The sequence below is a fragment of the Rhodoferax sp. genome, from assembly GCF_028688795.1.
Taxonomy (GTDB): Bacteria; Pseudomonadota; Gammaproteobacteria; order Burkholderiales; family Burkholderiaceae_C; genus Rhodoferax.
This window is the reverse complement of record NZ_JAQTXM010000005.1, coordinates 54,168-71,285: the sequence shown is the minus strand read 5'-3', so window position 1 is coordinate 71,285 and position 17,118 is coordinate 54,168. Positions and strand designations below refer to the sequence as shown.

Annotated in this window: 16 protein-coding genes; 3 read left to right on the top strand and 13 right to left on the bottom strand. The window is 57.8% G+C overall.

Annotation, left to right across the window (positions count from 1 at the left end; genetic code table 11):
- Nucleotides 1-16: 16 nt before the first annotated feature.
- Complete coding sequence (locus PHQ58_RS05525) at nt 17-3,682, top strand: PAS-domain containing protein (protein WP_300108116.1); 3,666 nt, start codon at nt 17-19, stop codon at nt 3,680-3,682.
- Between the two features lie 33 nt (nt 3,683-3,715).
- Nucleotides 3,716-5,134, top strand: a complete 1,419-nt coding sequence (locus PHQ58_RS05520; RefSeq protein ID WP_300108113.1) for a diguanylate cyclase — start codon at nt 3,716-3,718, stop codon at nt 5,132-5,134.
- Here PHQ58_RS05520 and PHQ58_RS05515 read toward each other — a convergent pair.
- Together PHQ58_RS05515 and PHQ58_RS05510 are read right to left on the bottom strand one after the other, a co-directional pair.
- A complete protein-coding gene (locus PHQ58_RS05515) occupies nt 5,120-5,332 on the bottom strand; it encodes a DUF3820 family protein (RefSeq protein ID WP_300108110.1) in 213 nt (70 codons plus the stop codon). The genes PHQ58_RS05520 and PHQ58_RS05515 overlap by 15 nt on opposite strands.
- Nucleotide 5,333: 1 nt before the next feature.
- A complete protein-coding gene (locus PHQ58_RS05510; protein WP_300108108.1) occupies nt 5,334-5,696 on the bottom strand; it encodes a translation initiation factor Sui1 in 363 nt (120 codons plus the stop codon).
- A gap of 168 nt (nt 5,697-5,864) precedes the next feature.
- On the opposite strand from PHQ58_RS05510, the gene PHQ58_RS05505 reads away from it, so the two are divergent.
- Complete coding sequence (locus PHQ58_RS05505) at nt 5,865-6,092, top strand: hypothetical protein (RefSeq protein ID WP_300108105.1); 228 nt, start codon at nt 5,865-5,867, stop codon at nt 6,090-6,092.
- Nucleotides 6,093-6,155: 63 nt separating this feature from the next.
- Here the strand turns inward: PHQ58_RS05505 and nagZ are convergent, their stop codons facing one another.
- The 11 genes from nagZ to PHQ58_RS05450 all read right to left on the bottom strand — a co-directional run bounded on the left by nagZ (nt 6,156) and on the right by PHQ58_RS05450 (nt 17,082).
- Nucleotides 6,156-7,238, bottom strand: a complete 1,083-nt coding sequence (gene nagZ, locus PHQ58_RS05500; RefSeq protein WP_300108102.1) for a beta-N-acetylhexosaminidase — start codon at nt 7,236-7,238, stop codon at nt 6,156-6,158.
- A gap of 3 nt (nt 7,239-7,241) precedes the next feature.
- Nucleotides 7,242-7,691: a holo-ACP synthase gene (gene acpS / locus PHQ58_RS05495; RefSeq protein WP_300108099.1), complete on the bottom strand. Its 450-nt coding sequence runs from the start codon at nt 7,689-7,691 to the stop codon at nt 7,242-7,244.
- A 46-nt stretch (nt 7,692-7,737) separates the two neighbouring features.
- Nucleotides 7,738-8,511 carry a pyridoxine 5'-phosphate synthase gene (locus PHQ58_RS05490; RefSeq protein ID WP_300108097.1) on the bottom strand — a complete coding sequence of 258 codons (774 nt, stop codon included), beginning with the start codon at nt 8,509-8,511 and terminating at the stop codon, nt 7,738-7,740.
- Between the two features lie 54 nt (nt 8,512-8,565).
- Nucleotides 8,566-9,315, bottom strand: coding sequence for a DNA repair protein RecO (gene recO / locus PHQ58_RS05485; protein WP_300108094.1), 750 nt, complete (start codon nt 9,313-9,315; stop codon nt 8,566-8,568).
- A gap of 184 nt (nt 9,316-9,499) precedes the next feature.
- Nucleotides 9,500-10,240 (bottom strand): PEP-CTERM/exosortase system-associated acyltransferase, encoded by a 741-nt coding sequence (locus PHQ58_RS05480; protein WP_300108092.1) that lies wholly within the window; start codon nt 10,238-10,240, stop codon nt 9,500-9,502.
- Between the two features lie 264 nt (nt 10,241-10,504).
- Complete coding sequence (gene era / locus PHQ58_RS05475) at nt 10,505-11,452, bottom strand: GTPase Era (RefSeq protein ID WP_300108450.1); 948 nt, start codon at nt 11,450-11,452, stop codon at nt 10,505-10,507.
- Between the two features lie 83 nt (nt 11,453-11,535).
- Nucleotides 11,536-12,219 (bottom strand): ribonuclease III, encoded by a 684-nt coding sequence (rnc, locus tag PHQ58_RS05470; RefSeq protein WP_300108089.1) that lies wholly within the window; start codon nt 12,217-12,219, stop codon nt 11,536-11,538.
- Nucleotides 12,220-12,235: 16 nt separating this feature from the next.
- On the bottom strand, nt 12,236-12,589 hold the full coding sequence (locus tag PHQ58_RS05465; protein WP_300108087.1) for a DUF4845 domain-containing protein: 354 nt from the start codon (nt 12,587-12,589) through the stop codon (nt 12,236-12,238).
- A 13-nt stretch (nt 12,590-12,602) separates the two neighbouring features.
- The gene (gene lepB, locus PHQ58_RS05460) at nt 12,603-13,568 is read right to left on the bottom strand and encodes a signal peptidase I (RefSeq protein WP_300108084.1); all 966 of its coding nucleotides are present in this window, start codon (nt 13,566-13,568) and stop codon (nt 12,603-12,605) included.
- Nucleotides 13,568-15,379 (bottom strand): translation elongation factor 4, encoded by a 1,812-nt coding sequence (gene lepA / locus PHQ58_RS05455; protein ID WP_300108081.1) that lies wholly within the window; start codon nt 15,377-15,379, stop codon nt 13,568-13,570. Before lepA ends, lepB begins: the two co-directional genes overlap by 1 nt.
- A 230-nt stretch (nt 15,380-15,609) precedes the next feature.
- Entirely contained in the window at nt 15,610-17,082 is a 1,473-nt protein-coding gene (locus tag PHQ58_RS05450; protein WP_300108078.1) for a DegQ family serine endoprotease, read from the bottom strand.
- Nucleotides 17,083-17,118: the final 36 nt, after the last annotated feature.

The window sequence follows — 17,118 nt, the reverse complement described above, 5'->3', positions numbered from 1 at the left end:
ATCCATAATCAAAACCATGTCGAATTCAGACCCCAAGCAGGCCCCCAGCGGTGCGTTGATGTCAGGCAGCCTGTTGCGCCAAATTGGGCCCATTTGGCTGCTTGCCGTGGTGTTGTCCGCAGCACTCTGGCTGCAATACCTCGGCGAAACCAAAGAACACCACGCCAAAACGGTCGCTGCCGCCGAAAGCGAGTTGGTCAACCTCGCACGGCTGAGCCAGGAACACGCCGAGCGCACGCTCTTTAGCGTCGATCAAACCCTGCAATGGCTGCGCCACCAATACCTGGAAAAAGGCGACCAACTCAACCTGCAAGACCTCGCAGCACAAGGCATCCTTGATGACCGGGTGGTGCTGCAAATTGCGGTCATTGACAGCCAGGGCTTCCTGAAACTAAGCAGTTTGCCATTCAAGGCGCCGCTTGACCTGTCAGACCGCGAACATTTCAAGGTGCACCTGGCCTCAGACCGCGACACCTTGTTTGTCTCACAATCCGTGCTGGGGCGTGCCTCGGGCAAGTGGTCCATTCAGCTAACGCGCCGCATCACCACGGCTACGGGTCAATTTGACGGCGTGGTGGTGGCCTCGATCGACGCGGGCTACTTCAGCCGGTTTTACAGCGAACTCAAGCTGGGTCAACAGGGCGTGGCCACGCTTTTTGGCTTGGATGGTGCGCTGCGTGTGCGCCACACCCCTGACAAAGATGAATTTGGAGGCGACGTATCAAGCAGCCCGTTCCTCGGCATCATTGCCAAAGGCCAAACCAACAGCACACTCACGCTCAATGCCGTCAGGGACGGCATTGAGCGCATATACCACGTCCGCAAACTCCCTTCATTCCCCTTGGTGGTGGGCATTGGGCTGAGCACCGCTGATCTATTTTTGGCTGAGCAAGCGGCAAACGAGCAGCGCCAAATCAAAACCCTTGCCATCATCGCGCTGCTGCTGGCGCTGGCGGCGTTGGCGTCCTGGTTGTTGCTGCTCAAAATGCGCCAGGAGCGCATCCATGCCCATGACCTGGAGCAACTGAAAAACCTCGCCAGCCGGGTGCCAGGCTGCGTTTACCAATTCCTGCTGCGACCCGACGGCAGCTCATGCCTGCCCTATGCCAGCGACGCTTTGCGCGATATTTTTCGACTTGACCCGAGTGAGGTCAAAACCAGCGCTGAGGCCATTTTTGCCGCGATTCACCCAGACGACAGTGCCGCATTTGCAAGCAGCATCCAAACCTCTGCGCAAACCCTGACGGCCTGGACCCATGAGTTCAGAATTTGTTTTGATGACCAGACGGTGCGCTGGCTATCCAGCAGCGCCATGCCGCAAGCACAAGCTGATGGCGCCGTGTTATGGCATGGCTTTGTTGGCAACATCACCGATCAAAAAACCGCTGAATTAGCACGGCAGGCGGCGCAAGCCCAAGCCGGTGCTACGCTGGCCGCATCGCGCAAGCTGCTGCAATCTATCATTGACACGGCGCCCATGCGGGTGTTCTGGAAAGACCTGAACCTGCGCTACCTCGGCTGTAACCCGGCGTTTGCCCAGGATGCCGGCCTGAGTCATCCTGACGAGCTGATTGGCAAAAGTGATGCTGAACTGAGCTGGCGCGAGCAAGCTGATCTTTACGGCGCAGACGACCACCGCGTGATGGATTCCGGCATTCCCCGGCTGATGTATGACGAGCCCCAAACCACGCCCGACGGGCACATCATCTGGCTGCGCACCTCCAAAGTGCCGCTGCGCAACGAGCACAACGACATCATTGGCATTTTGGGCATCTACGAAGACGTCACCCAGCAAAAAGTGGCCGAAGCAGCCCTGCAACGCAACAACACCGTAATGCAAAGCATTCTGGACAACATTCCGGTGGGCTTGAGCGCCTTTGACAGCGACCTGCGGCTGCTGGCCTACAACCGCCTGTTTCAGCAAGCCATGGACTTCCCCGAGGCCATGTGCGCCAACCCCAACGCCACGTTTGATCAGTTCATCCGCTTCAACGCCGAGCGCGGCGAGTATGGGCCGGGTGACCACGAGGACATGGTGCAAACCATCGTTGAGGTCGCCCGCCACCCAGTGGCGCACCAGCTGGAGCGTGTGCGCCCCAACGGGGTCGCGCTTGAGGTGCGTGGCTCGCCAATGCCTGGGGGTGGCTTTGTCACCACCTATTCGGACATTTCCGAGCGCAAGACACACCAACTGGCCCTGGAACAAGCCACCGCTGATGCGCAGGCCGCCAACCTGGCCAAGAGCCGCTTTCTGGCCAAGAGCCGCTTTCTGGCCACCATGAGCCATGAAATCCGCACCCCCATGAACGGTATTTTGGGCATGGCGCAACTGCTGTTGATGCCCGGGCTCAGCGCTCCCAAGCAGCATGACTATGCCCGCACCATTCTTTCGAGCGGCCAAACGCTTCTGACCTTACTCAACGACATCCTTGATTTATCAAAAATTGAAGCCGGCAAATTTCAGCTGGAGTCCATCGTGTTTGCGCCCGAGTCGCTGCTGACAGAGACCGGCAACCTGTTTGCCGGCGCAGCCCAAGCCAAAAAGCTGGCCCTTAATTACCAGTGGTTGGGCGTCGCCGCACAACGCTACCAGGCCGATGCGCACCGTGTGCGCCAAATGCTCTCCAACCTGGTGGGCAATGCCATCAAGTTCACGCGCAGCGGCCAGGTGCACATTGAAGCCACAGAAATTGACTGCCAGGACGGGCTGGCGTTGCTGGAGTTTTCGGTCAGCGATTCCGGCATCGGCATCGCCGCAGACAAGCTCGATTTGTTGTTCAAGCCCTTCTCGCAAACCGACAGTTCCACCACCCGCGAATTTGGTGGCAGTGGGCTGGGCTTGTCGATTGTGCGCAACCTGGCGCGCGCCATGGGTGGCGATGTCGGGGTTGAAAGCACGCCGGGCAAGGGTTCCCGCTTTTGGTTCAGGGTGAAGGCCAAGCAACTCTCTGGTGTGGCCATTAGCCGGCAAGCCGAGCGCACTGATGTGCCGCCATCCGGCGCCGCCAAGCCCCTGCTGCAAGGCCACGTGCTGGTGGCGGAGGACAACGCGGTGAACCGCATGGTGATTGAGTCGCTGCTGGGCAAGCTTGGGCTCACGGTGTCGATGGTGGAAGACGGCCAACAAGCCTTGGATGCCATCACTCAAGGCTTGCCGGATCTGCCGGGTCAGGCGCCTGACGTGATCCTGATGGATTTGCACATGCCGGTGATGGACGGTTACGCCGCCACCCAACACATCAGGCAGTGGCAAGCCGCGCAACAGCGCGCGCATTTGCCCATCATTGCGCTGACCGCTGACGCGTTTGAAGAAGACCGCCAGCGCTGTCTGGCTGCCGGCATGGACGACTTTTTAACCAAGCCGATTTCACTCGATGCCTTGAAAACGGCACTGGCCCAGTGGCTGCCTGCCGCACCCCAATCACCCGACAACACCCTTGCTGCGGTCTTGAAACCGGTTGACACAGAGGCATTTGCGGCGCTGGTGCTTGAGCTCACCCCTTTGCTGGCGCAAAACAAGTATGCTGCCATCGCCCGTTTCGAGAAGCTGCAAGCTCTGGCGGCAAACACCAGACTGGAAGATGATGTGCAGGCGTTGACAGTGCTGTTGCAAAATATGCGTTTTGACGAAGTGCTGCTGGGCTTGCACCATATCGCTGCAGGTCAGACTAATGGCGCCTAGCCATAGAATCAGGCAACTTTGTACCAAGCTGACATGACCGCCCCGCAAGCCAGAATTCTCGCCATCGACGACACGCCCGCTAACCTGCTGACGCTGGGCGCGGCACTGGAAGGTGAGTTTGAGTTGCAATTTGCCACATCCGGCCCCGCCGGACTTGCCCTGGCGCTGGCGAACCCACCCGACCTGATCTTGCTTGATGTGATGATGCCCGAGGTGGATGGTTATGAAACCTTCAGGCGGCTCGCCGCTCAGCCTGCGCTACAACACATCCCAGTGATCTTTGTCACTGCCTTGAATGACCTTGACTCTGAAGTCACTGGCCTGTCGCTGGGGGCAGCCGACTACATCACCAAGCCCATCAATGTGACCATTGCCCGCCAACGCATTCGCAACCTGGTTGAGCGTGAACAGCTGCGCAAACAAGTCGAGCTGCAGCGCGACCATCTGGCAGAAGAGGTACACCAGCGCCAGCATGCAGCAGAGCAGCTGATGCTGGCAGCGAGCGTCTTCACCCATTCGCGTGAGGGCATCACCATTGCCGACGCGCAGGGCTTGATCGTTGATGTCAACGCGGCCTTCAGCCGCATCACAGGTTACAGCCGTGATGAAGCGATGGGGCACAACCCGCGCTTACTCAAGTCAAGCCGCCAAAAGGATGATTTTTATGCCGCCATGTGGCGCACGCTGCATGACACCGACAGCTGGTCTGGCGAAATCTGGAACCGGCGCAAGAGCGGTGAGGAATACCCGGAAATGCTCACCATCAGTGTGGTGCGTGATACGGATGGTGCGATTCAAAACTACGTGGCGCTGTTTTCTGACATCACCGAACGCAAGGCGATGGAACACAAGGTGCAGCAATTGGCGTTTTTTGATGCCCTGACCGGCCTGCCCAACCGTCGCCTGCTGGACGACCGGCTGGGCCTGGCGATGGCCGCCAGCAAGCGCAGTGGCCTTTACAGCGCGTTGATGTTTCTGGACCTGGACAACTTCAAACCCCTCAACGACACCCATGGTCATGGCGTGGGCGATTTGTTGTTGATAGAGGTGGCCAAGCGCCTGACGGCTTGTGTGCGCGAAATCGACACGGTGGCCCGTTTTGGCGGCGATGAGTTTGTGGTGACGCTCGGGGAGTTGTCTGAGGACACGGCGACCTCGATAACCCAAGCCGGCCAGGTGGCTGAAAAAATCCGCGCGACCCTGAATGCCCCGTACCAATTAACCGTGACGCACACTGGCCAAAGCAACAGCACGGTGCAGCACCATTGCAGCGTCAGCATCGGTGTGGTGGTGTTCAACAACGCTGAAGCCAACCCGACCGACATCATGAAATGGGCCGATGCCGCCATGTACCAGGCCAAAGACGCCGGGCGCAATGCCATTCGGTTCCACGAACCTGAGCAGGCCCTGAATGAGCCGCAACGCTCGCTCGCAGGGTCAAGCGTTTCTTAGGGGCTTGAGCAGGTCTGACAGTCCGTTGTGGTCGATTTCATGCATCAGCGCCAGCAGGCGGCCAATTTCACCTTTGGGCACGCCCTCACGCGCAAACCAGCACAGGTAGTCTCCTGGCAGATCGGCAATCAGGCGGCCTTTGTATTTGCCAAACGGCATGGTGCGCGTGACCAGAAGGTTCAGGTCTTCAGGTTTCATGTCAGCCCCCGGCACGTTTAACGGCAAAACCCTGCGCCTTGAGTAGCGCCATGACGCGCTCGCAGTGGTCGCCCTGCACCTCAATCACGCCGTCTTTCACCGTGCCGCCTGAGCCGCAGGTGGTTTTGAGCTGTTTGCCCAACGCGGCCAGCGCGGCATCGTCCAGCGCCACACCGGTGACCAGCGTGACACCTTTGCCGGCGCGGCCCTTGGTTTGGCGTGAGACGCGCACAATGCCATCGGTGGCGGGCCTGGCTTTGGCGGCACGGCATTGGCAGGTCGCCACGGGTTGGCGACAATCCGGGCACATGCGGCCGCTGTCGGTGCTGTAGACCAGGCCGGCGCTGAGGAGTTTGGCTTTCATGGCTGAAAAAGCGTTAAGGTAGGGAGGCTGATTGTCACAGCAGCCTTACCCGCACCAGCAAAGCCTGACAAGAGGGCAATGATAGCTATATTTCTTATAGCTGCTTGCGCTTATTTAATAAGGGCTACAGGCTAAAATAGCTTATAAATTACTCAGAGGAAACATCACATGTCACGTCAAAGCGTTTGGGCACCCAAGGTGCTGAGCCTGATCAAGGGCGGCAACAGCACGGCGGCCATTGCCCAGATCAAGGTCGCGCCCACGGTGAAAGACTTGCAGGAACTGCGCAAACTGCTAACCGCAGCCAAGCTGCTCAAACTCCACCCGAATGTGGACGCCGCCAGCAACGACATGATTGCTGAACTGTCTGCACCCCGGCTGCACCGGGCGCCGTGACCATTGGGCCGTGAGCCGCAGGTGGGCGACAACGCGGGCCCTCCCCTCTCGGCCAGCGCCGGTTTACGGCAACAAATCCAGCGATTGCATGTAAGTGGGCTGCACCATCAACTCGTCCCAGTTTGTGGCACGACTGGAGGGCAACAAGGCCTGGCGGCGCGCTTCACTAGCTTCTGAAGGCTGCCACTGGCCCTTGAGTTGGGCCTCGGTCAGGCCATCGATCAAGGCATCTACTTCAGCACCATCACCCAGCGACTGGTTGCACAGCAGCACCAGGTCACAGCCCGCGTTCAGCGCCGCCACCGCCGCTTGTGTGCTGCTGACGGGCTGGCCGTCAATGACACGCGCCCCAGCCATCGACAGGTCGTCACTGAACACCGCGCCGGTGAACCTGAGCTGGCCACGCAGGATGTCGCCCAGCCATTTGCTTGAAAAACCCGCCGGGCGTTTGTCCACCTTGGGGTAGACCACGTGCGCCGGCATAACGCTGGCCAGCGCCGTGCCCAGCCACTCGTAGGGCTTGGCGTCATCCGCCAAAATGGCTTTCAGGCTGCGCTTGTCCACCGGAATGTCCGTGTGTGAGTCAGCTGCAACAAAGCCGTGGCCGGGAAAGTGTTTGCCGCAGTTGGCCATGCCACTCAACTGCAGGCCGTGCATCAGGCTCTTGGCCAGCAGGCTGACCACGCGCGGGTCACGGCCAAAGGCGCGGTCACCAATGACGCTGCTCTCGCCAAAGTCCAAGTCCAGCACCGGGGTAAAGCTCAAATCGACGCCGCAGGCGCGCAGCTCGGCACCCAGCACATAACCACAGGCGGTGGCGGCGCGGTTGGCACGCATGGCGCCGCTGCCTTCACCTGCCTTGCCGTCTTGCAGCCACAGCTCACCCAAGGCGCGCATGGGCGCAATGTGCGTGAAGCCATCGGTTTTAAAGCGCTGCACACGACCGCCTTCGTGGTCCACGCAAATCAACAGGTCTTGGCGGACTTTTTTGATTTGGCGGCACAGGTCGGTGAGCTGCTCGCGACTTTGCCAGTTGCGGGCAAACAAAATCAAGCCCCCAACCAGCGAGTGCTTGAGGCGGCGTTTGTCAATTTTGGCCAGCGTGGTGCCAGCAATATCGATGATCAAGGGGGCATGAAAGCTCATAATTTACTCTTTATTTAGTAGCTGCTTGCGCTTATTTAATAAGGGCAAGAGGCCATTTTTGTCTAAAATTTCTACCACACAGAAGCTGGCGGCGTAGTCGGTCTCGTCGGTCACGCTCACATGGGCGCTCAAGCCTTTGGCTTCGAACCAGGTTTTCAGCTCGCCATGCAGCTCAATCGTGGGCTGGCCGCTGGGCAGTTTGCCAATTTCGCACAGCCGCCAAGTCATGGGCATGGTCATGCCCAACCCAATGGCTTTGCTGAAGGCCTCTTTGGCGCTAAAGCGGGTCGCCAGGTAACGCACACCACGCTCCGGCCAGCGCTCGCTGCGGGCAACCCAGGTGGCGAATTCCGCATCGCTGAGGATTTTTTTGGCAAAGCGCTCGCCATGGCGCGCCAGGCTGGCTTTGATGCGACGCACGTCGCAAATGTCTGTGCCAATGCCGTAGATCATGGTTGGTCGTTGCCCAAGCGGCTGACATCACACGCGGCCTTGGCCATCATGGCAAAACTCTATGAATGCAACGCAGATAGTCTTTCACCGTGGCGCTGTAACCGAGTTCCAACGCATCGGCAATCAGCGCGTGGCCAATCGACACCTCACTGACCCCCGGCACCTGGGCGATGAAGGCGGCCAGGTTGTCGCGGTTCAGGTCATGGCCTGCGTTCACGCCCAGGCCGACGTCCAGCGCGGCTTGGGCAGCGGCGGCAAAACGGGCCAGTTGCGCCGCTTGGTCTGGCGTGCCCCAGGCGGCCGCATAGGGCTCGGTATACAGCTCGACCCGGTCGGCGCCCACGGCTTTGGCCGCCACCATGGCAGGCGCATCGGCATCCATGAACAGGCTCACGCGCAGGCCCCAAGCATGGGCTTGCTCAATCAAAGGCTTCAGGCGGGCGGCGTCATCCGGAAAACACCAGCCGTGGTCACTGGTGAACTGGCCCTGCGTGTCGGGCACGAAGGTCACCTGGTGCACCGGCAGCTTCTGCGCCACCAGTTCACCCACCACGTCCATCAGGTTGTGGAACGGGTTGCCCTCAATGTTGAATTCGCGGTCGGGCCAGTCTTTGAGCAAGGCGGCAAGTTCTGGCACGTCACTGGCGCGAATGTGACGCTCATCCGGGCGCGGATGCACCGTGATGCCATTGGCCCCGGCCTGCAGACACAACGTGGCGGCACGGGTGACACTGGGAATGCCCAAGCGGCGTGTGTTGCGCACCAAGGCGACTTTGTTGAGGTTGACGGATAGCGCGGTGGTGATGGATGTCGATGTCATGGGGTTACCTGATCCTGTTCAGTGGGGTGCGCCTTGCAGCTTGCCGAAACCCGCTCACAAACTTTGCAGGTCAATCATCATTTGCCGGGTGCGCAGGGCGGGCACCCCGCAATGGTAATTGAGCAAGGTGCGCAGTTGTGGCTTGAGGGCGCTGGCGACTTCGGCACAGGCACGCAGCACCGCCGTGAACGGCACCCGCTCGCCCAGCACCCGTTGCAGGCCGACCCATTGCGTACCGCTCAGGCTGGTGCGATCCCCTGCATGGGTCTGGCGCAGGCCGCCTTCAGGCACCAGGCTGTAGCGCTCACCGGAGTGCAGCGCCAGCAGCGTCATGGTTTGTGCATCCAGCAGCGGCAGAAGGCCAATTTCGCGCAGCAGCAGCAGCTCGAAGGCTCTTAGCGCCGCTTCCAGCACCTCGCCATGGTCGCTGGCAATGATCTGCACCACGCTGGCATACACGTCAAACAGCAACGGGTGTGGGTCTTCACGCGCCAGCAGCAACATCAGCAATTCATTGAGGTACAGGCCTGACATCAGTGCGTCGCCGGTGGGCATGACGTGGCCGCCTTGCCATTCGGCCGCCTTGAGGGTCTTGATTTCGGCGTCGCCGCCAAACGCCAGGTGCAGCGGCTGCAGCGGCAACAAAATCGGGCGAAAGCTCGAACTGGGCCGCTTCACGCCTTTGGCCACCAGCACGATCCGGCCATGGTGGCGGGTGAAGACCTCAAGGATCAGACTGGTCTCGCTCCAGTCGTAGCGGTGCAGCACATAGGCGGGTTCGTCGGAGATACGTTTAGTTACCATTTATCCGCTGAATTGTTCACCCAAACAACGCGTCTCGCGAGTGTCACCTGAAAATAACCACACCTCGTTCCAGATCGCACCAAGGCGGCGAGGGCCCTGCGAGTATAAAGTCAGCGATTTTGGTGCCAGATTTGGGTACAAGTAACAAGCGCAAAGCGCGCCCGGCGACACGATCGCCACCTGTTCAGGCGTAAGGTGCGTAAGGCAGAGCCAAGCAGCCTTGAATCTTGTTCAATAAGTTCCTGCATTCATGTTTCAGGTTGTCCAGCAACGAGTTGCTGCTGATGAAGTAAGGCACCCGCGTACCGCGATGCTCCACGGCATCACCCGCTTGCTCGCAATGAATCCCGAAATGGCTTAACTGCCTGGCAAGCCGGGGCTCCATCATGGCAAAAACGCCTTCAAGCCCCTTGCTCAAACCCATGGCGGCAACGGCCAAATAGAGGCCAACGGCAATCGACGGGAAAAGCCGCCTGGCCTCTTCATCCCGCGCATCAGGCAACACACGCCCACCTGTCGGCGCAATGAAATTTCTAGGGCGACGAAAGTTGGCGGTAATGGCCAGGCGAGAAATCTCGCCATATTTTTTTCGGCTGCTACCACCTGACGTGTCAAGCGCCCAACGAGCCAACTTGCCGCAGACTTGTTCAAATGGAAAACCCGTCTCTGGCGCATGATGGTCAGCAAGCACCAACCGAACACAGCCTACAAAGGTTTGGCTGGGCTTGTGCAGCAACAGACAATGGATGGCATTTTTATCAAACTCATCTTGCTCCAACTGGTCGGCATGGTGGGGTTCAAACCCGAGCTCTTCACAATAAACCTGATGGCGAATGCGATAAACCTTCTCAAGCAGATGCGGCTGTTCAGCAGGAACAACCTCAAAGTGCGTTTGAAAAAGGTCAGCAAGACTCAAGTCGGACATGTCGGAATGGGATGGTTAAGAACTGGCGATGATGGTGCAACGGGAAGGACTCACCGTTGCGAATCATCATCTTGCGTAGACTGCTCGGAGAGTTTCCCCAGTTTAATGAGGAAATCCGCACCATCATTACTTGAGTTGTAAGCGTCTGTTACCCAACGCACCGACACAACCATTCCCGTGACGCTGGATTTGAAACCTCAATGGCAAAAGACTTCTCTTGATCCCCAGACCGGAAACCATGAGGCACCGGCCCGAGTCAACGACTCACTCGTAGCCAAACGAGCGCACACGCGCTTCGTCATCAGCCCAGCCCGAGCGCACCTTGACCCACATCTCGATGAACACCTTGCAATCGAGCAGTTTCTCAAGCTCCACCCGAGTTTCCATGCCGATGCGCTTGATGCGTTCGCCCTTGTCACCAATCACCATGGCCTTGTGGCCATCACGCTCCACCACGATGGTGGCGGCAATACGCAGCAGGCGCTTCTGACCTTTTCTTTGTGGCGGCTCCTCCTCAAATTTATCGATGATGACGGTCGAGGTGTAGGGCAGCTCATCGCCCGTCAGTCGAAACAACTTCTCGCGCACCATCTCGGATGCCATGAAGCGCTCGCTACGGTCTGTGAGCTCGTCGGCGGCGTACCACCACGCTTGCTCGGGCAAAAACTTGGCACAGATGTCGAGCAGGCGTTCAATGTCTTTGGCGCTCTTGGCCGACATCGGCACAAACTCAGCAAATGCATGTTTCTCCTGCATGGTTTGCAGCCAAGGCGCAATGTCGCCTCGGCGGTGAATGTTGTCGAGCTTGTTGGCGATCAACAGCGTGGGAATGCCCTTGCTGAGCAACGCCAACACGCGCGCATCGGCCGGGGTGAAGCTGCCCGCCTCCACCACAAACAAAATCAGGTCAACATCAGCCACCGCACCTACCACGGTTTTGTTGAGTGACTTGTTCAGCGCGTTACCGTGCAGGGTCTGGAAACCCGGCGTGTCGACAAACACAAACTGGCTGGCGCCAACCGTGTGCATACCGGTGATGCGGTGCCGCGTGGTTTGCGCCTTGCGCGAGGTGATGCTGATTTTTTGCCCCACCAATGCGTTGAGCAGGGTGGACTTGCCCACATTGGGCTTGCCCACAATGGCAATCAGACCGCACCGCTGGCCGGCCACTGGTGCCTCGGCGGCGCCGGCCGGACGCATGTCGCGACGCATGCCCGCCAACAAATCTTCAAGGTTATTTTGGGTTGTAGGCCCCGCATCGTCTGCGTTAGCAGCTATATTTTCTGTAGTATTCATCAATTCACTCTGGATTTAAGGGTGTGGAGCATGGCGGTGGCTGCGGCCTGCTCGCCGGCGCGGCGCGAACCACCAATGCCGCGTTCGAACAGCTGAAGTTCAGGGATTTCACATTCGACATCGAAAGTCTGCTTGTGAGCAGCCCCCAGCGTTGCCACCACCCGGTAGGCGGGTACTTTGAGCTTGCGGCCCTGCAACCACTCTTGCAGCTCGGTCTTGGGGTCTTTACCGATGGCGTCCATGGCGGGGTTGAACTCAACGGCTTGGTACAGGCGCTGCACCAAGGCTTGCGCTGCGGCAAAACCTGCGTCCAGGTACACCGCGCCAATCACGGCTTCAAGTACATCGGCCAAGATTGAGGGACGTTTTTGACCGCCGGAACGCATTTCACCCTCGCCCAGGCGAATCACCTCCGGCAAGCCCAGCGACACAGACAACTGGTGCAAGGTATCTTGCTTGACCAGGTTGGCGCGCACCCGCGAGAGGTCACCTTCGGGCAAATTCTGCAGTCGCTGGTAAAGCATGTCGGCCACCACCGCGCCCAGCACGGCATCGCCTAAAAACTCCAGCCGTTCGTTGTGGTCAGTAGAAAAACTGCGGTGCGTGACGGCACGCATCAACAAATTGACATCGCCAAATTGGTGTTTCAAGCGCTGTTGCAGCGCTGCCAGACCTGCATTCAAACCATCACCTGTACTTTCAACGAGATTTGCCTGCGTATTTGAGCGTTAAATACGCCGGGCCTGCCAAATGGATTTCACGCTGATAGGCAAAGCTGACCACCACTTTGTCGCCTTCTTTGGTGACATCCAGTTCTTTGGCCGAAATTGAAGTGATGTTGTCAATGCTGGCGGCTTTGTCAAAAATGCTGCGCACCTCAGGCACGGTGTTGCCGTCCTTGGCCTTGTTGACAGCTTTGAGCACGGCCTGGTACTCGATCACGGTGGGAACCGCCTGCGCCACAACCACGCCTGCGACCGCCAGCAAGCCACCAACGATCAGCAAGCCAATAAAGGACATGCCACGCTGCCGATGCTTTTGAGAACTTGCCATCACTTATCTCCGATCAATTGAACGAACCAATGCGCTTGAGACTACCAAAATTCATCCAGACAAAAAACGCTTTGCCGACAATGTTTTTGTCCGGCACAAAACCCCAGTAACGGGAATCTAAAGAGTTGTCACGGTTGTCGCCCATCATGAAGTAATGACCTTGCGGCACCTTGCACACCACACCTTCAACACTGTAGCGGCAATTGGCCTTGAATTCAAACTCGTCAGCGCCAGGCACAAACGCCGGGCGGCTGTCGTCATTGAGCAAGCGGTGCGGCTTGTCTCCCAGGCTTTCTTCAAACTGCTTGAAGTAGCGCATGGTGTCTTCGTCAAAAAATTCTGGCAAGGCGTTGGTCGGCAGAGGCTTGCCATTGATGGTCAGGCGCTTGTTCAGGTAGGCCACTTCGTCACCGGGTACACCGACCACACGCTTGATGTAGTCTAGGCTTGGTTTGGGCGGGTAACGAAACACCATCACGTCGCCACGCTGTGGAGCGGTGCCCTCGGTGATCTTGGTGTTGAGCACCGGCAGACGCAAGCCATAGTGAAACTTGTTGACCAAAATCAAGTCGCCCACCAGCAGGGTCGGAATCATCGAGCCAGACGGGATTTTGAAGGGCTCAAACAAAAACGAGCGCAGGATAAATACGCCAATGATCACCGGGAACAAACCCGCCGTCCAGTCCAGCCACCAAGGCTGTGCCAGGATGTGGCGCTTGGCCTCGGACACGTCACTGTCGACCTTGCTGATGCCCTGCTTGTGCAGCTCTTCAGTACGTTTCTGGGCATTCGCTTCCAGTTCGGCAGCGGCCTTGTTGCGTTGCGGTAAAAAATAAAACCGCTCAGCCAGCCAGTACAAGCCAGTGATCACCGTGGCCATGAACAACAGCAGCGCAAAGTTGCCATCCACACGGCCAAAGTACCAGGCACCCACATAGCCGGCAAACGCGGCCAGGATCAGGGAGGTCAAGACTTGCATCACGCGTCCACCTTCAAAATAGCCAGGAAAGCCTCTTGTGGCACTTCTACGGAACCGATTTGTTTCATGCGTTTTTTGCCTTCTTTTTGTTTCTCAAGCAGCTTGCGCTTGCGTGAAATGTCACCGCCATAACACTTGGCAATCACGTTTTTCCGCAGCGCCTTGATCGATTCACGGGCGATCACGTTGGACCCAATGGCCGCCTGAATTGCCACGTCGTACATCTGGCGAGAAATCACTTCGCGCATTTTGGCGACCACGGCACGGCCGCGGTACACCGACTGCGAGCGGTGCACGATGATGGACAGCGCGTCGACCTTTTCACCGTTGAGCAAAATATCCACCTTGACCACATCGGCGGTACGGTATTCCTTGAACTCATAGTCCATGGAGGCATAACCGCGCGAGACACTTTTGAGCTTGTCAAAAAAGTCCATCACGATCTCCCCCAGCGGGATCTCATAGGTCAACACCACCTGGCGGCCCTTGTAGGCCATGTTCAGCTGAACACCACGTTTCTGGTTAGCCAGGGTCATCACAACGCCCACGTATTCCTGGGGCATGTACAGGTGAACCGTCACGATGGGTTCGCGAATTTCTTCCAAACGGCCTTGGTCAGGCATTTTGGAGGGGTTTTCCACCATCTTGATAGTGCCATCGGCCTGCACCACTTGGTAGACAACGCTCGGTGCGGTGGTGATCAGGTCTTGGTCAAACTCGCGCTCCAAGCGCTCTTGCACAATTTCCATGTGCAGCAAACCCAAAAAACCGCAGCGAAAACCAAACCCAAGGGCTTGCGACACCTCGGGCTCGTAATGCAATGACGCATCATTCAATTTAAGTTTTTCGAGGCTGTCGCGCAAGCCTTCGTACTGGTTTGCCTCAGTTGGGTAAAGCCCGGCAAACACCTGCGGCTGAATTTCCTTGAAGCCCGGCAAGGCCTCTTTAGCAGTAGCCGCTGCGCCACCCGTACCTAACACTATTTTTGTGATGGTGTCACCCACCTTGGCGGCCTGCAGTTCGCGAATGCCAGCAATGATGTAACCCACCTCGCCCGCTTCCAGCGATTGACGCGGCTCATTGGCGGGGGTGAACACACCCAGGCTGTCTGCGTTGTATGTGGTCTCTGTGGCCATCATCTTGATGCGCTCACCTTTGACCAGGTGGCCATCCACCACGCGCACCAGCATCACCACGCCCACATAAGCGTCAAACCAACTGTCGATGATCATGGCGCGCAGCGGCCCGGCAGGGTTGCCCCGGGGTGGTGGAATGCGTGCCACCACAGCTTCCAGAATTTCGTCAATACCCATACCGGTCTTGGCTGAGCAAGCGATGGCATCAGAGGCATCAATGCCAATCACGTCTTCTACTTCAGACCTGGCGTTGTCAGGGTCAGCGTTGGGCAGGTCCATTTTGTTGAGTACAGGCACCACTTCCACACCCAAGTCGAGCGCGGTGTAGCAGTTGGCTACGGTCTGTGCCTCGACACCTTGACTGGCATCCACCACCAGCAGCGCGCCCTCGCAGGCTGAAAGCGAGCGACTCACCTCATAGGAAAAGTCGACGTGGCCGGGGGTATCGATCAGGTTCAGGTTGTACACCTGACCATCTTTGGCCTTGTAATGCAATGCCGCCGTTTGCGCCTTGATGGTGATGCCACGCTCTTTTTCGATGTCCATCGAATCAAGCACCTGGGCTTGCATTTCGCGCTCTTGCAAGCCGCCGCAACGCTGGATCAGGCGGTCTGCCAAGGTCGATTTACCGTGGTCAATATGAGCAATGATCGAAAAATTTCTGATGTGATTCATCAAAGGAAACCGAATTAGTGAATTAAAAAGACGCAAGCAGAAAAAAGGGCGCGGTCAAAAGAGACGCGCCCTGAACCAACTTGATTGGCAACTGCAGAAGTTGGAGGTGTATTGTAGGCAAATCAGCCTTGAATTGCACCCCAAATGGCATGCTTGACGCTGCGGGACATCAACACCTCCATTTTATACACAGGTTATTAACATCTCTGCAAAACCGGCCAGCCGGGCAGTCAATTTGGTCGAATGACGGTGTACTGCGCCCATTCGCCGCGCCTGAACAACACATTGACAGGCTTGGATTTGTCCAGCTTGGTCAGCACGGCTTCAAGTTCCTTGACATTGGCCACCGTCACATTGGCCACAGCCATGATCACATCACCTTCGCGCAAACCCGCACGCGCTGCAGCGTCCTCTGTAGCGTCAACTTGCACGCCGCCTTTGATATCCAACTCTTTTTTAGCGGAGTCCGTCAGGTTACTCACCGTCAAACCAAGCAACTGGGCGGCAGGTGCGTCTTTAGGCTTGACCGGCTTTACGGAAGCTTTCAGGACGGGTTTGTCGGCTTCAATTTCAATGATGGTGACACTCAGATCCTTGCTTGCACCACGGCGAAACACCGTCAACGTGCTCTTGGTGCCAGGCTTGGTGCTGCCCACCATGCGCGGCAAGTCGCTTGATTTGTCCACCGGTTTGCCATCAAACTTGATGATGATGTCACCCGCTTCTACCCCGGCCTTGTCGGCAGGCGCACCAGCTTCCACGGCACGCACCAAGGCGCCACGCGGTTTACCCAGCCCAATGGATTCGGCCACCTCCTTGGTCACTTGGTCAATTTGCACACCAATGCGGCCACGGGTGACGCGACCGGTGGCGCGCAGTTGCTCACTGACACGTACCGCTTCATCCATAGGGATTGAGAACGAAATGCCCATGGAGCCACCCGAGCGGGAATAAATTTGGCTGTTGATGCCCACCACCTCGCCACGCATGTTGATCAGCGGGCCGCCGGAGTTGCCCGGATTGATGGCCACATCGGTCTGGATAAATGGCAAATAGTCGCCCGTGTCACGTTGCTTGGCGCTGACAATGCCAGCGGTGACACTGTTTTCCAAGCCAAACGGCGAGCCAATGGCCATCACCCATTCACCCACTTTGAGGCGCCCTACATCGCCCACCTTGACTGCGGGCAGGCCGGCGGCGTCAATTTTGACCACAGCCACGTCGCTGCGTTTGTCGGCACCAATGATTTTGGCCTTGAATTCACGCTTGTCAGTGAGGGTGACCAACACTTCATCGGCACCCTCAACCACATGCGCATTGGTCATGATCATGCCGTCAGAAGTCAAAATGAACCCGGACCCAACGCCTCGCGGTTGCCCTTCATCAGGCGACTGCCCATGGTTGGGTGGCGGGGTCTGACGCGGCCCATTGGGGAGGTTGGGTATTGGCAAACCAAAACGTTTGAAAAATTCCAGCATGTTGGGATCCATGCCACCGCCCTCACCTTGACGCGAGCTGGCTTTTTCAAGCGTGCGAATATTAACCACTGAGGGCCCGACCTGCTCCACCAAGTCCGTAAAGTCAGGCAACGCCCGCACTTGTGCTGTGGCCGTACTCACAGGCAAAACTGCCGTCGATGCGGTTACCACCAACACACCACTGAGGGCATAGGAGCTCAAGGTCTTCCAATTGAATCGCATCATTTTTTCGCCTTTTCAAAACAAAACTGACAAATACAC